The organism is Enorma timonensis, assembly GCF_000321165.1.
Taxonomy (GTDB): domain Bacteria; phylum Actinomycetota; class Coriobacteriia; order Coriobacteriales; family Coriobacteriaceae; genus Enorma.
In genome coordinates this window covers 1-14,105 of the sequence record NZ_CAPF01000007.1, presented here as the reverse complement: position 1 = coordinate 14,105, position 14,105 = coordinate 1, and the positions used below count along the sequence as shown (strand labels likewise).

The window sequence follows — 14,105 nt, the reverse complement described above, 5'->3', positions numbered from 1 at the left end:
CGGATGCCGGCGCGCCCGGGCAGCCTGCCGGCGAGCCCATCCTGGCGCTGCACGACGTCTCCTTCGCCTACCCGGGCGGGGGCGGCTCGGTGCGGAACCTCTCGCTCACCGTGTATCCCGGCGAGCTCGTCGGGATCGTGGGGCAGAACGGCGCCGGCAAGACGACGCTCACCAAGCTCGTCAACGGCCTCCTCAAGCCCGCATCCGGCAGCGTCACGGTTGCCGGCCTCGATACGCGAGCCGTGCGCGTGAGCCAGATCGCGCGCCATGCCGCCACCCTCTTCCAGAACCCCGACCACCAGATCTGCCGCGACACCGTTCTCGACGAGGTCGCCTTCGGCCTGGAGCTCGCGGGCGTCGAGGCCGCCGAGGCGCGCCGGCGCGCCCTCCCCGTTATCGAGCGATTCGGGCTGCCCGCCGGCGAGGCGCCGTTCTCGCTCTCGCGCGGGCAGCGCCAGATGGTCGCCCTCGCCTCGGTCGTGGTGCTCGAGCCCGAGCTCATCATCCTCGATGAGCCCACGAGCGGCCTCGATTACCGCGAGTGCATGACGGTGATGGAGACGGTGCGCGACATGGCGCGCGCGGGGAGCGCCGTCCTCATGGTCTGCCACGACATGGAGGTCGTCTCGGATTTCGCGGAGCGCATCGCGGTCATGGCGGACGGCGAGATCCTGTCCGTCGGGCCGGCGAGCGCGCTGTTCGCCGACGAGGCGCTCATGCGCGCGGCGCGCATCGAGCCGCCGCAGGTCATCGAGCTCGCGCACGCGCTCGAGCGGACGGTCTCGCCCGCCTTTGCCGGGCTGCATGAGGTCTCGGAAGTGGTTGCGTGCGTGAAGGAGCTGGTCAACCGTGGTTAGCATCATCGATTACGTGCCGGGCGACACGGTCCTGCACCGGCTGAACCCCGTGACCAAGATCGCGCTCGCCGCGGGCGTGATCGCGGCCTCGCTGCTCGCCGATTCGCCCATCCTGCTCATCGCCCTGCTCGCGCTCACCCTTGCCGTGAGCGCCGCCGTGCACGTCATGCGGCAGGTGGGATCGTTCCTCAAGCTGCTCATCCCGCTCGCGGTCATCATGTTCCTCATGCAGACGATCCTCATGCGCGAGGGGCGCACCGTGTTCCTCTTCATGACCGACCGCGGCATCGAGCTGGGCGGCATGGTCTGCCTGCGCTTGCTGTGCCTGGCGCTGCCGCTCATCCCGGCGCTCGTGACCACCCAGCTCACCGACCTCGCGAACGCCTGCGTCGAGGTTCTCCACGTGCCCTACAAGTACGCGTTCACGTTCACGACCGCCCTGCGCTTCGTGCCGGTGTTCAGCCAGGAGATGAACGCCATCATGGAGGCGCAGACGGCGCGCGGCGTGGAGTACGACACGCCGAACCCCCTGAAGAAGATCCGCCTCATGCTGCCGCTCTGCGTGCCGCTGCTCATCTCGAGCGTAGGCAAGACCGACGCGACCGCGCTCGCCGCCGAGGAGCGCGGCTTCTACCTGCGCACGCGCGCCTCCGCCTTCAAGCGCTACCCGCTGCGCGGCATCGATTTCGCCGCCCTCGTCATCTGCGTCGCGCTCGTGGTGCTCGGCGTGGTGTTCTAACGTCCCTTTGGAGAAAGGCTGCCGCATGGCCGAGACCGCATCGCTTCCCTCCCTCATCGAGGATGCGCTCGCCGCGCGCGGCGCATCCGGTGACGCCGCGGGCACCGAGGCCATCCGGGCAGGCTACGCGGAGGCTGCCGCGCGCCCGGTGACGCTCCGCGCGAACACCCTCGTCGCGACGGCTGCTGAGGTCGCCGACGCGCTCGCCCGCGCCGGCATCTCCTTCGAGCGCGTCCCCTGGTACGAGGACGCCTTCGTGCTCGGCGACGGCGTGCGCGAGCGCGCGGTCTGGGAGCTTCCCATCTACCAGACGGGCGGCGTCTACCTGCAGAGTCTCTCCTCGATGCTGCCGCCGCTCGTGCTCGCCCCGCGCCCGGGCGCCGACGTGCTCGACATGTGCGCGGCCCCCGGCGGGAAGACCTCGCAAATGGCCGCCCTTGCCGGCGGCAGGGCACATCTCACCGCCTGCGAGCTCCATGCGCCGCGCGCTGAGAAGCTCGCCTACAACCTCGAGAAGCTCGGCGCCCGCAACGTGAACATCATGCGCGTGGACGCGCGCCGGCTTGACGAGTTCTTCTCGTTCGACCAGATCCTGCTCGACGCGCCCTGCACGGGCACGGGAACCCTCCGCGCCGGCGACGAGCGGGCAGCGAAGCGCATGACGCCCGCGCTCCTCGCGAAGGTGACGCGCTCGCAGCGCGCCCTCCTTGACCGCGCGCTCACCGTGCTGAAACCCGGCGGCACCCTCGTCTACTCGACCTGCTCGATCCTGCCGCAGGAAAACGAGGAACAGGTGCGCGCCGCGCTCAAACGGCACCGCGCGTGCGAGCTCATCCCCCTCACCGATCGCGCTGCCGCGGACGAGGACGACGGCGCAGCCCCTCTGCCCCCGACCGCGCAGGCCGTCGTGGACGCCGTCGAGGCGGGCGCGATCCCGACGGTTCCCACGACCCTCCCGGGCACCCTCGTCGTCGCGCCCACGCAGCGCTTCGAGGGCTTCTACCTTGCCGCCGTGCGCAAGGCGCGCTGAGCGGTCGAAGCAAAGAAGCCGGCGCGGCACCCGACCGCCCCGTCAAGGGCTTCGGATGCCGCGCCGGCTCAGGTACCGTGCGCGACCCGCGCTTAGCGCGCGCTATGCTTGCCGCCGCCGCGCTTGGAGCGCGACGCGCGGCCCTTGATGGCGGTCACGATGAAGTACACCGCGGCGACCGCGGCGATCACGCCGAGAATGATGAGAAACGGCTGCAGGACATCTGCTGCACCCATGAGGCATCGACCTTCCAAACGCGCGGGCTTCGTAATGACAGCGTATCAGAAACGCGGTGCGGCTGCGAACGCGAGCAGCGCCCCACAGAACGGATGGAACACGACCCGCCGCGCATCCCCTAGTCCACGCGCTTGTCGCCCATGAAGAAGAGGGCGACGGTCCCCGGACCGGTGTGCGAACCGATGACCGTGCCGATGTCGTTGATGACGACCTTGCCCTTGAGCGCCGGGATGCGCTCCCCGATGAGGCGCGCCACCTCCTCGGCGTCCTCGCGGCAGGCGGACTGCGAGATGCTGCACTTGCCCGTGTAGCCCGCGCCACCGTCGACGTGCTCCATCATGCGGTTCACGAGCTCGACGATGGCCTTCTTCTTCGTGCGGATCTTCTCGCGCGGGATGAGCTTGCCCTCGTAATCGACGTTCATGACCGGGCAGATCTTGAGCGCGGTGGCGATGAGCGCGCTCGTGGCGGAGACGCGGCCGCCGCGCTTCAGGCAGTCGAGGTCGGAGACGAAGAACCAGTGGTTCATGTTGAGCTTGTTGTCCTCCGCCCAGGCGCACGCCTCCTCGAAGGACGCGCCGCCGTCGCGCAGGTCGGCGAGGTAGTCCATGAGCAGGCCATAGCCCGACGAGGCGGCGAGCGAGTCGACGACGCGCACCGTGCGCTCGGGGTACTTCTCCTTGAGGCCCTGCGCGGCGATGACCGCGGAGTTATACGTGCCCGAGATGCCGCTCGAGAGCGTGAGGTGCAGCACGTCATGCCCCGCCGCGAGCTCCGGCTCCCAGAACTCCGTGTATTCGCCGACGCTCACCTGCGAGGTCTTCGACATCGACCCCGCCTTGAGCGCGCCGAAGAACTCCTCGGGCGAGACGGACTGGTAGAGGTCGTCCTCGTGCACGACGCCATCGAGCTCATAGTGGAAGCACACGACGCGGATGTCGCGCGCATCGAAGAACGATTTCGGATAGTCTGCGGTAGACTCGCAGGTCAGAACATAGGTGGACATTGCATCTCCTTGCGTTGTGAGCACAGCGCCGCGCCGGCGGGCGGCGCCATCGAATCAGCCACGTGCCATTTTCCCACAAATCGTGCGACGCGGCGCCCGCGAGCCTTCATCGCGGTGGATTTGTTACGGAGCCGACCGAGCAAAAGGGGCACCCCGAGGGCTTCCCCCAACGGTTCCCGGGCGCGTTGCCCATACCCATTGCGCGGAGAATCCCCGAGGTGCCCCCGAAGGCTTGAGACCGGCTCGCCCCTTACATCTGCGTCGGCGCGGACACGCCGATGAGCGACAGGCACAGCGCGATCACCGAGCGCACGGCGTCGCAGGCGCCGAGGCGCGCGCGGACGAGCGCCGGGTCGACCGGATGACCCTCGCTCGGCAGCACCTGGCAGGCGGCGTAGAAGCTATGGAACGCGGAGGCGAGCTCCTCCACGTAGTGCGTGATGCGGAACGGGGCGCGGTCGCGGGCGGCGCCGGCGATAAGGTCCTGCAGCTCGGAGAGCTTGCGGGAGAGCGCGAGCTCGGTGGGGTCGGTGAGCAGCGAGTAGTCCACGTCGCCGTAGATGGCCTTCACCGCGACGTTCTCCATGCCCATAAGGTCGGCCTGCTCGGGCGTGACGCCGGCGGCCTTGCGCAGGATGGAGCAGATGCGCGCGTGCGCGTACTGCACGTAGAACACGGGGTTGTCGGCCGTCTTCTCCTTGACCTTCTCGATGTCGAAGTCGATGGTCTGGTTGGAGGAGCGGCTCACGAGCGTGTAGCGGGTCGCGTCGGCGCCCACCTCGTCGATGAGCTCGCGGAACGTGATCATCGTGCCCTTGCGCTTGGACATGCGGACCGGCTTGCCGTTGCGCAGCAGGTTCACGAACTGGCCGAGCGGCACCTCGAACTGCCCGGGGTAGCCCAGGGCGTCGCAGACGGCCTTCACGCGGGCGATGTAGCCGTGGTGGTCGGCGCCCCAGATGTCGAGCACGAGGTCGACGCGCTGGAACTTGTTCCAGTGGTAGGCGATGTCGCTCGAGAAGTAGGTGTAGTCGCCGTTGGACTTCTGGATGACGCGGTCCTTGTCGTCGCCGAACTCCGTGGACTTGAACCAGAGCGCGCCGTCATCGGTGCGGTAGAGGTAGCCCATGTCGTCGAGCTTCTTGTAGGCGCGCTCCACCGGCGAGGTGCCCGTCCAGTCCTTCTGGTACATGGTGCGCTCGCTCATCCACACGTCGAAGTCGCAGCGCACGTCGTGGCAGGTGTCCTTCATGTCCTTGAGCATCTTCTGGTAGCCGCGCTCGCGGAAGCTGAGCATGCGCTCCTCGGGGTCGGCGTTCACCCACTTGTCGCCGTCGCTCTTCCAGAAGGCCGCGGCCTCGTCGATGATGTAGGTGCCGCCGTAGGAGTCCTTGCCCAGGTCGGCCGTGAACTCGTCCATGTAGGGGTGGCTGTCGGGATGCTCGTCCAGCTCGTCCTGCACGTAGTTATCGCGGTCCTTGGCCAAAAGGTCGCGGGCGGTATCGATGTCCACGCCCTGCTTCTCGATGATGTCGGCGAGCTGCATGTAGCGCTTCGAGATGGAGTTGCCGAACGTGTTCATCTGGTTGCCGTAGTCGTTGATCCAAAACTCGCGCTCGATGTCATAGCCGGCGTGCTCCATGACGCGGCACATGGAGTCGCCGAGCGCCGCCCAGCGGCCATGGCCCACGTGCATGGGGCCCACGGGGTTGGCGGACACGAACTCGACCTGGGTCTTCACGCCGCCGCCCACGTTGGAGCGGGCGAAGTCCATCCCCTGCTCGCGCGCCTCGGCGAACACGGCGTTCTTCGCCGCGGTGGACAGGTAGAAGTTGATGAAGCCGGGGCCCGCGATCTCGACGCGCTCGACGACGTCGCTCTCGGGCAGGTGCTTCACGACGGCCTCGGCGATCGCGCGCGGCGCCTGGTGGGCGAGCTTGGCGGACTTGAGCGCCATGGTGGACGTCCACTCGCCATGAGAGGTATCGGCCGGTCGCTCGACGCCGCAATCCTCCAGCTCGAATGCGGGCAGGTCGCCGGCCTCCTGGGCGGCAGCGAGCGCGGCGCGGACCAGCTCTTCGATCTTCTCGGGCATGAACGTTCCTCCTTGCTTTTGCTACTGCCGGAGCCATACCCGGCCCCAGCGCATACATGGGGCATACTTTAGCACACCGCAGCTCATAATGGGCAAAAAAGCAGCATGTCATCGGCCGCGCGCGGCACCCCATGTCAAATTACCCCAGGGGTATTTTTACATCGCCGCGCATCGGCGCGCGAAATGTCCCAAGACGTCCCAAATTATGGTCTTGATATGGGCTTTTTCATCATATGCCCACGTAAACGTGGTAATGTAGATAAATGGCCAGCTTATGAGACGGAGGAAGCATGTTTAGCATCGGAGAGCACGTCATCCACCCCGGTCAGGGCGTCTGCACCGTAACCGGCATCGACGAGGACGCACCCACGCCCATGATCATCTTGGAGTGCAAGCAGGGGCATGCCAAGACGCGCATGCAGTACCCGCTCGCGCAATCCGACCGCCTGCACCCCACCGTCTCGCGCGAGGAGGCCGAAGACCTCATCGAGCACTACGACGCCATCGAATGCGACACGTTCACCGAGCGCAACAGCTCGCTCGAGGAGTCCTACTTCAAGAAGCTCATCAAGGAGGGCGCGCCGGCAACGGTGCGGGTCGCCAAGACCATGCGCTACCGCATCCGCGACGCCGAGCGGCACGCCAAGAAGCCGAGCAGCTACTACACGCGCGTGCTCAAGGAGGCGCACCGCCGCTCGGTGGAGGAGCTCGCCGTGGCCCTCGACTGCTCGGAGGAAGACGTCGAGGAGCGGCTCGCCGTGGTCGAGTCTGCCTTCGAGGCGAGCGTGAACTAACGGGAACGGGCTCTGCCGCGCGTTCGAGCCCCGATACTGTGTGGGAATTCCCGAGGGCAAAGTAGCCAGCGGTTTCAGCCGAGGAAATCCTGGGGTTTCGTTGCCAAATCTGCCTGGCTACCCGGCCGGCCGCGATTTCCACTCAGTATCGGGGCTCGAGCATCGCCGCGAGACGCGCGTCCGCCCGCGCGGGGCCCGAATGGTACCCTTACCATCGACCTTGCAACGACGTCGGTAGCGAATCGGGAGCCGCGCATGCTGAACCTCGTCCTCTTGGAACCGGAGATCCCGGCGAACACCGGGAACATCGGCCGCACCTGCGTGGTCACCGGCACGCGGCTGCACCTCATCCGCCCTTTGGGCTTCTCGCTCGACGACCGGGCGCTCGCGCGGGCGGGGCTCGGCTACTGGCCGAACCTCGACGTGCGCCTCTACGAGGACTGGAACGGCTTCCTCGCCGCGAACGGGCTCTCCCCCACCGCGCCCGAGCCGCGCCTGCACCTCCTCACCAAGAAGGCGCGCCGCCTCTACACCGAGGCACACTACCGGGACGGCGATTTCATCGTCCTCGGCAAGGAGAGCGCGGGGCTCCCGGAGGAGCTGCTCGCGCGCTACGCCGCATGCTGCGAGCGGATCCCCATGCTCGAGGACAGCGCCTCGCTCGCCAACCGCGACGACTGGAAGCATCCGGCAGGCGAGGACACCGAGCACGCGGCGCTCCGCGCCCGAGACATCTGCGGGAACTTCATCGACCCGAACGACTACCGCATCAGCGCGCTCAACCTCTCGAACGCCGCGGCGGTGGCGCTCTACGAGGCGCTCCGGCAAACGGGCTTCACCGGGTAGTGCGCGCGGGCACGCGGCGCGGGTATACTGTGGCACGTACGGACCGACGCATGAAGGGACATGCCATGGCAGAGCAGCTTTCCGCGGGGCTCACGCGCGACGAGGCGTTCGCGCTTCTGTGCGAGCACAACAAGGACCCATTCCACATCGAGCACGGCGAGACGGTCGAGCAGACCATGCGCTACTTCGCCCGTGAATTCGACCCCGAGAACGAGGAGTTCTGGGGCATCGTGGGGCTCCTGCACGACCTCGACTGGGAGGAGCACGCGGACGACCCCATGAACCACACCATCTACGCCGCGAAGGACATCGAGGCGGCGGGCGGCTCGCCGGAGCTCATCCACGCCATCCAGACGCATACGAGCGACTTCAACACCGCGCTCCCGCGCCCCGAGCTCCAGATGGAGAAGGTCCTCTTCGCCAGCGAGGAGCTCACCGGACTCATCGGCGCGGCGATCGTGATGCGCCCGAGCAAGAGCGTCATGGATTTCAACGTGAAGTCGCTCAAGAAGAAGTTCAAGGACAAGCGCTTCGCCGCCGGCGTGAACCGCGACGTGATCCGCTCGGGCGCCGAGATGCTCGGCTGGGACCTGGACGAGCTCTTCGCCCGCACCATCGAGGCCATGCAGAGCTTCGCCCCCGACCGCGACACCTTCGGGAAGGACGAGCCGGAGGCGTAAAACCAAACCGGTGCCGTCGGCGCGCTTGCCTGCCGACGGCACCGGTTGCGATCTGAACGAGCCGCGCCCGTGCGGGCTAGGGGCGCACCTGGCCGGTGCCGCGGATCTCGTACTTGTAGGTGGTGAGCGCCTCGGCGGCGAAGGGGCCGCGCGCATGGAGCTTCTGCGTGGAGATGCCGATCTCCGCCCCCAGGCCGAACTCCCCGCCGTCCGTGAATCGGGTGCTCGCGTTGGCGTAGACGGCCGCGGCATCGACCTCGGCGAGGAAGCGCTCGCACGCGGCCTCGTCGCGCGCGATAATCGCCTCGGAGTGATGCGTGCCGTACCGGTTGATGTGCGCGATCGCCTCGTCGAGGCCGTCCACCACCTTGACGGAGATGTCCATCGAGAGGTACTCGCGCCCCCAGTCGTCCTCGGTCGCGTCGACGAAGTTGATGATGTCCGCGTACTGGCGCGTCTCGTCGTCGCCGTGCACGGTCACGCCCGCCAGGTCGAGCTCGGTGAGCATGTCGGGAAGGAACGACGCGGCGATCGCGCGATCCACGAGCAGTGACTCGCAAGCGTTGCACACGCCCACGCGCTGGGTCTTGGCGTTCATGACGATGGCGCGCGCCTGGGCGAAATCAGCGGTCTCGTGCACATAGACGTGGCAGTTGCCGGTGCCGGTCTCGATGACGGGCACGGTGGCCTCGCGCACGCAGCGCTCGATGAGGCCGGCGCCGCCGCGCGGGATGAGCACGTCGACCGTGCCGCGCAGCCCCATGAGGGCGGCGGTGGCGGCGCGGTCGGCCGTCTCGATGAAGGCGACCGCCTCGCGCGGGAAGCCGCACGATGCCACCGCGTCGGCGAGCACGCGGGCGATTGCCGCGCACGAGTTCAGCGCGAGCGACCCGCCGCGCAGGATGCAGGCGTTGCCCGTGCGGACGCAGATGCCCGCGGCGTCGGCCGTCACGTTCGGCCGCGCCTCGTAGACCATGGCGACGAGCCCGAGCGGGACCGAGACGCGCGTGAGGTCGAGGCCGCAGTCGATGGTGCGGTGCTCGAGCACGCGCCCCACCGGGTCGGGCAGCTCGGCGAGGCGATCGAGGCCGGCTGCCATGCCCTCGATGCGCTCCGGGGTGAGCAGGAGCCTGTCGAGGAGCCCCTCGCTCGTGCCGGCCGCCTCCGCGGCGCGCATGTCCTCGGCGTTCGCCGCGAGGATCTGGGGCGCGGCGGCGCGCAGGGCGTCGGCCATGGCGCGCACCGCCGCCTGGCGCTCCGCGTTGCTCGCGCGCCCGAGGGGGACGGATGCCGCCTTCGCCGCGCGCGCAAGCTCGATCACATACTGCTGGACGGTCTGGCTCTCTCGCATCGGTTCCTCCCCCGCGTTCGAAATCGTCTCCCTATGGTACCTGAATCCGCGGCGGGCCGGTACGCGCGCGGGCGCCGAAACGCCGCAGACGGCCGCGCGTCGCCGCCTACGCGAACACGATCATGTTGTCGCGGTGGATGGCGGGCCGCTCGGACAGGGCACGCAGCAGGTGGTTGCCGGCGAGCTCTTCCTGGCGGCGGCCGCGCGCGAGCTCGAGCTCGTCGGAATCCGCCTCGGCGATGCCGCGCGCGATGGTGAACCCGCTCTCATCGTGCACGTCGAGCACGTCGCCCGCGCGGAAGCTCCCCTCGACGCCCGTGATGCCCACGGGCAAAAGCGACGAACCGCCCTCCACGAGCGCCCGCGCCGCGCCCGCGTCGATCGTCAGCGCGCCGTGCACGGCGTCGCCGAGCGCGATCCAGAGCTTGCGGGGCGTGATGTCCGCCGGCTCGCGCGCAGGCAGGAACCGCGTGCCCACCGCCTCGCCGCGCGCAAGCGAGACGAGCACGTCCGGCGCCTCGCCGCTCGCGATGACGCTCGGGATGCCCGCCGTCATGAGGATGCGCGAGGCACGGAGCTTGGTGATCATGCCGCCCGTGCCCACGGAACTCGAGGAATCCCCGCCCGCGGCGAGGATCTCCGCATCGATGCGGTCGACCTCCGGGATGAAGCGCGCCGTGGGATCGACCGAGGGGTTCGCCGTGTAGAGGCCGTCGATATCGGAGAGCGTGACGCACAGGTCCGCGCTCACGAGGCAGCTCACGAGGGCGGCGAGGGTGTCGTTGTCGCCGAAGCGGATCTCGTCGACCGCGACCGTGTCGTTCTCGTTCACCACGGGCACCACGCCGAGCTCGATGAGGCGCCGGAGCGCGTCGCGCGCATGCAGGTACGACGAGCGGCTCGCGGTGTCGCTGCGTGTGAGGAGCACGAGCGAGGTGATGAGGCCGCGGCGGCGGAATTCCTCATCATAGGCGGCGGAGAGCTCGCACTGTCCCACCGAGGCGCATGCCTGCAGGCTCGGCATGTCGGTCGGCCGCTGCTCGAAGCCGAGCGCCGGGGCGCCGCAGGCGATGGCGCCGGAGCTCACCACGACGAGCCCCCACCCCATATCGCGCAGCTCCGCGGCCTGGCGCGCGAGGTCGGCGAGGAAGGGGCGGCGCACGCCGGCGCCGGGGCGCGCGATGGTGCTCGAGCCGATCTTCACTACCATCGTCTTCACGGGAAACTCCTTCGGTACATCGGTGCAGAACAGGGCGCGGCGGGCGCCCGCGGGACGCGCTCGCGGGGTGATTGCAGGGGCCGCTGAGACCAAAATCGTCGAAACGAACGGTTTATGGGCACCCCCGGAAGTAGCACGGGGGTACGCGTCAGCAAAAGTGCAGGTAGCTGGGTTGCCCTCTCGCCGGCTACTCGGGCACCCCCTCAAAAACCGCTCGTTTCGCGCAAAACGGGAACGCGGCGACGCGTTGGGGCGCTACTTCGGCGCCTTCCAGGGCATGGGCGACGCGGCGGCGTTCATACGCTCGCGCACGAGCTCGTCGCGGACGCGTGCCAGACCCGCCTCCATGCCCACGATGTAGGACTGCGGGTACAGGAAGCGCTTGTACTCCGGGTCGAGCGCCGCGAGTGCCGAGGCGCAGCGCTCGCGTGCGGCCGTGAGCGGCTCGCGCGGCGCCACGGCGCGGCCATCGCGCACCACGGGCTCGAGGAGCTCGCGGTACTCCATGCCGGCCACGCTCGTCACGAGCGCCGCGTCGTTCACGGCGACGAGCGTCGTCCCGCGCGTGTCCCCCTCGCCCTCGAGGTACGCCTCGTCGTAGATCACGTCGCACACGGGGCTGCCCGCGTCGTCGAAGTAACGGCGCACCTGCTGCACGCCGGGGATGGTGCGCTTGTAGGGCTGCTCGGAGAGCTTCATCACGGGCGTCCACGCCGCGTCACCGGGGTCGCGGCGCGCCGCGAGCTTGTAGACGCCGCCGAGCGCGGGCTGGTCGTAGCAGGTCGCGAGCTTGGTGCCCACGCCGAAGGAGTCGATGGGCGCGCCCTGGTCGAGCAGGCTCTGGATGGTGTACTCGTCGAGGTCGTTCGAGACCACGATCTTCACGTACTCGAGCCCCTCCTCGTCGAAGCGGCCGCGCACGTACTTCGAGAGCCGCGCGAGGTCGCCGGAATCGATGCGGATGCCCGCGAGCCGCTCGCCGCGCGCCTCCATCTCGTGCGCGACCGTGATGGCGTTCTCCACGCCCTCGCGCACGTCGTAGGTGTCGATGAGCAGCGTACAGTTGTTGGGGCTCGTGGCGGCGAAGGCGCGGAACGCCTCGAGCTCCGTCTCGAAGCTCATGACCCAGCTATGCGCGTGCGTGCCGGAGACGGGGATGCCGTACTTGCGCCCGGCGAGCACGTTCGAGGTCGAGGCGCAGCCCGACACGTAGCTCGCGCGCGCCACGGCCATGCCGCCGTCAGGCCCCTGGGCGCGGCGCAGGCCAAACTCCGCCACCGGGCGGCCCTTCGCGGCGCCCACCACGCGCGCCGTCTTCGTGGCGACGAGCGTCTGGAAGTTGATGGCGTTGAGCAGCGCCGTCTCGAGCATCTGGCACTCGAGGGCGGGGCCCATCACGCGCACCATGGGCTCGCGCGCGAAGACGAGCTCGCCCTCGGGCACGGCGTCGATGTCCACATGCATGCGAAAGTCGCGCAGGTACTCGAGGAACCCGGGCTTGAAGAGCGCGCCGCCCGCCGGCGCCTTGAGGGATGCGAGGTAGTCGATGTCCTCGGAGGTGAAGCGCGTGTTCTCCACGAGGTCGGCGAGCTCGGCGGTGCCGCACATCACGGCGTAGGCGCTGCCGAAGGGATGGTCGCGGTAGAACGCCGTGAAGCAGTCGCGCTCCTCGAGCTTGCCGTGCTCCCAGAGGCCCTGCGCCATCGTGAGCTCGTAGAGGTCGGTGAGCAGCGCGACGTCTGTGGGACGGGACGGGTCGGTTAGTGCCATGGCGATCGACTTCCTCTCAGATAGTCTGCGATGCGCGGGCGCGTGGCGCGGCGCCTGCCGCCTCCAGCGTCCGCGCGCGGCGGCCATGCCCTAGAGCATGCCGAGGTTGTTGAGCACGACGTAGGCCCCCGCCGCGAGCGCGGCGATAAGGCAGAGCGCGATGAGGATCTTCTGCGCCGGGGGCATCGCGGGGATGCCGTCATCGTCCTCGCCCTGCGAGAGCACCATGCGCTGGCCGAAGGTCTCGGGCTTGGCGGGCTCGGGCTGCTTGGCGGGCTCGGGGCGCGATGCGGCCGGCGCGGACGGCTGCTGCGGGACGGCCTTGGGCGCGGCCTGCGGCGTCGGAGCCGCGGCGGGCTTCGAAGCGCGCACCGCCTCCTGTTCCGCGCGCAGCGCCTCGAGCTCGGCGCGCTCGCGGCGGGCCTTCTCGGCGCGCAGCGCCTCGAGCTCGGCGCGCTCGTCGTCGGACAAGGGGGTATCTTGCTGGTCTGCCATGCGCGAACCTTTCTACACCGTTGCTGCGTAGCAGTATACCCGCAATCCGCGCGGAGGGGCGAGCGCGACGGGCGCCGAAACAGAAGGTGCGCCGCAAGATGCGCACGCAACCGCATCGAGCTGCGCGAGGCGCGCTCAGCCGGCGGCCGAATCGGAGGCGCCCGCCGGCGCGAGCACGCCCGTGGTGTCGAAGGCGGGTGTGAAGCTCTCGTCCACGGCGCCGCCCTCCTGCCAGAACATCTGCGTGAACCCCAGGTCGTCGGCGTGGTCGAGCACCCGCTCGTACTCCTCGTCCGTCACGGCGCGCGCGAGTTCCCCGCCCGCCGCGCGCATCGCGGCGTTGGGCGTGTACTGGTTCATGACCGAGATGGGCACGTCGCCCGCGATGCGCCAGATGGTGTCGAGCACCCGGCACGAGTCGTCCGCGTGCCCCGGCAGCACGAGGTGGCGCACGATGATCCCGCGCGTCCAGGTGCCGTCCGCGCGCTCGGCCGCACCGCCGCGACGCTCGAGCTGCCGGCACATCTCGGCGAGCGCCGCCCCAGCGACCTCGGGGTAGTCCGGCACGTGCGAGAGCGCGCGCCCCAGGCACGCATCGGTGTACTTGAAATCGGTGAGCCAGATGTCCACGATGTCGCCGAGCGCGCGGACGGCCTCGACGCGCTCGTAGCCGCTCGTGTTGTAGACGATGGGGATGGCAAGGCCGCGCGAGCGCGCCTCGTCGAGCGCCCGGGGCAGCAGGTGCGCGTAATGCGTCGCGGTGACGAGGTTGATGTTGAGCGCGCCCTGGTCCTGCAGCTCGAGCATGATCTGCGCAAGGCGCTCGGGCGGCACCTCGATGCCGAAGTTGCCGGTCGAGATCTCGTGGTTCTGGCAGTAGACGCACTTGAGGGGGCAACCGCTGAAGAAGATGGTGCCCGACCCGGCCTCGCCCGAGATGGGCGGCTCCTCCCAGAAATGCAGGGCCGCCCGCGCGAGGCGCAGGC

Annotated in this window: 14 protein-coding genes; 6 read left to right on the top strand and 8 right to left on the bottom strand. The window is 69.1% G+C overall.

Going from position 1 to position 14,105, the window contains the following annotated elements:
- From BN423_RS10555 to BN423_RS00585, 3 genes are all read left to right on the top strand, one after another.
- Positions 1-857: energy-coupling factor ABC transporter ATP-binding protein (locus BN423_RS10555; protein WP_019238339.1), on the top strand; the 857-nt coding region annotated here is incomplete at its 5' end.
- Positions 850-1,596, top strand: coding sequence for an energy-coupling factor transporter transmembrane component T family protein (locus tag BN423_RS00590; protein ID WP_019238338.1), 747 nt, complete (start codon positions 850-852; stop codon positions 1,594-1,596). The genes BN423_RS10555 and BN423_RS00590, both read left to right, overlap by 8 nt.
- Positions 1,597-1,621: 25 nt before the next feature.
- On the top strand, positions 1,622-2,626 hold the full coding sequence (locus BN423_RS00585) for an RsmB/NOP family class I SAM-dependent RNA methyltransferase (RefSeq protein ID WP_019238337.1): 1,005 nt from the start codon (positions 1,622-1,624) through the stop codon (positions 2,624-2,626).
- A 92-nt stretch (positions 2,627-2,718) separates the two neighbouring features.
- On the opposite strand, the gene BN423_RS11640 is transcribed toward BN423_RS00585, so the two are convergent.
- From BN423_RS11640 to argS, 3 genes are all read right to left on the bottom strand, one after another.
- A complete protein-coding gene (locus tag BN423_RS11640; RefSeq protein ID WP_019238336.1) occupies positions 2,719-2,862 on the bottom strand; it encodes a hypothetical protein in 144 nt (47 codons plus the stop codon).
- 119 nt (positions 2,863-2,981) lie between these two features.
- A complete protein-coding gene (locus tag BN423_RS00575; RefSeq protein WP_019238335.1) occupies positions 2,982-3,869 on the bottom strand; it encodes a DegV family protein in 888 nt (295 codons plus the stop codon).
- A 250-nt stretch (positions 3,870-4,119) separates the two neighbouring features.
- Entirely contained in the window at positions 4,120-5,964 is a 1,845-nt protein-coding gene (gene argS, locus BN423_RS00570; protein ID WP_019238334.1) for an arginine--tRNA ligase, read from the bottom strand.
- A 290-nt stretch (positions 5,965-6,254) separates the two neighbouring features.
- On the opposite strand from argS, the gene BN423_RS00565 reads away from it, so the two are divergent.
- The 3 genes from BN423_RS00565 (at position 6,255) to BN423_RS00555 (ending at position 8,284) form a co-directional block, all read left to right on the top strand.
- Positions 6,255-6,758 (top strand): CarD family transcriptional regulator, encoded by a 504-nt coding sequence (locus tag BN423_RS00565; protein ID WP_019238333.1) that lies wholly within the window; start codon positions 6,255-6,257, stop codon positions 6,756-6,758.
- Positions 6,759-7,013: 255 nt separating this feature from the next.
- Entirely contained in the window at positions 7,014-7,604 is a 591-nt protein-coding gene (locus tag BN423_RS00560) for a tRNA (cytidine(34)-2'-O)-methyltransferase (RefSeq protein WP_019238332.1), read from the top strand.
- A gap of 65 nt (positions 7,605-7,669) precedes the next feature.
- Positions 7,670-8,284, top strand: a complete 615-nt coding sequence (locus BN423_RS00555; protein WP_019238331.1) for an HD domain-containing protein — start codon at positions 7,670-7,672, stop codon at positions 8,282-8,284.
- Positions 8,285-8,360: 76 nt separating this feature from the next.
- Here the strand turns inward: BN423_RS00555 and BN423_RS00550 are convergent, their stop codons facing one another.
- The 5 genes from BN423_RS00550 to BN423_RS10545 all read right to left on the bottom strand — a co-directional run.
- Positions 8,361-9,635 carry a glutamate-5-semialdehyde dehydrogenase gene (locus tag BN423_RS00550; RefSeq protein WP_019238330.1) on the bottom strand — a complete coding sequence of 425 codons (1,275 nt, stop codon included), beginning with the start codon at positions 9,633-9,635 and terminating at the stop codon, positions 8,361-8,363.
- A gap of 106 nt (positions 9,636-9,741) precedes the next feature.
- A complete protein-coding gene (proB, locus tag BN423_RS00545; protein WP_019238329.1) occupies positions 9,742-10,854 on the bottom strand; it encodes a glutamate 5-kinase in 1,113 nt (370 codons plus the stop codon).
- A 255-nt stretch (positions 10,855-11,109) separates the two neighbouring features.
- Positions 11,110-12,624, bottom strand: coding sequence for a nicotinate phosphoribosyltransferase (locus BN423_RS00540; RefSeq protein ID WP_019238328.1), 1,515 nt, complete (start codon positions 12,622-12,624; stop codon positions 11,110-11,112).
- A gap of 90 nt (positions 12,625-12,714) precedes the next feature.
- Complete coding sequence (locus BN423_RS10550; RefSeq protein ID WP_051031317.1) at positions 12,715-13,119, bottom strand: hypothetical protein; 405 nt, start codon at positions 13,117-13,119, stop codon at positions 12,715-12,717.
- Positions 13,120-13,254: 135 nt separating this feature from the next.
- Positions 13,255-14,105 (bottom strand): radical SAM protein (locus tag BN423_RS10545; protein WP_019238327.1); only part of this gene is annotated, 851 nt, incomplete at its 5' end.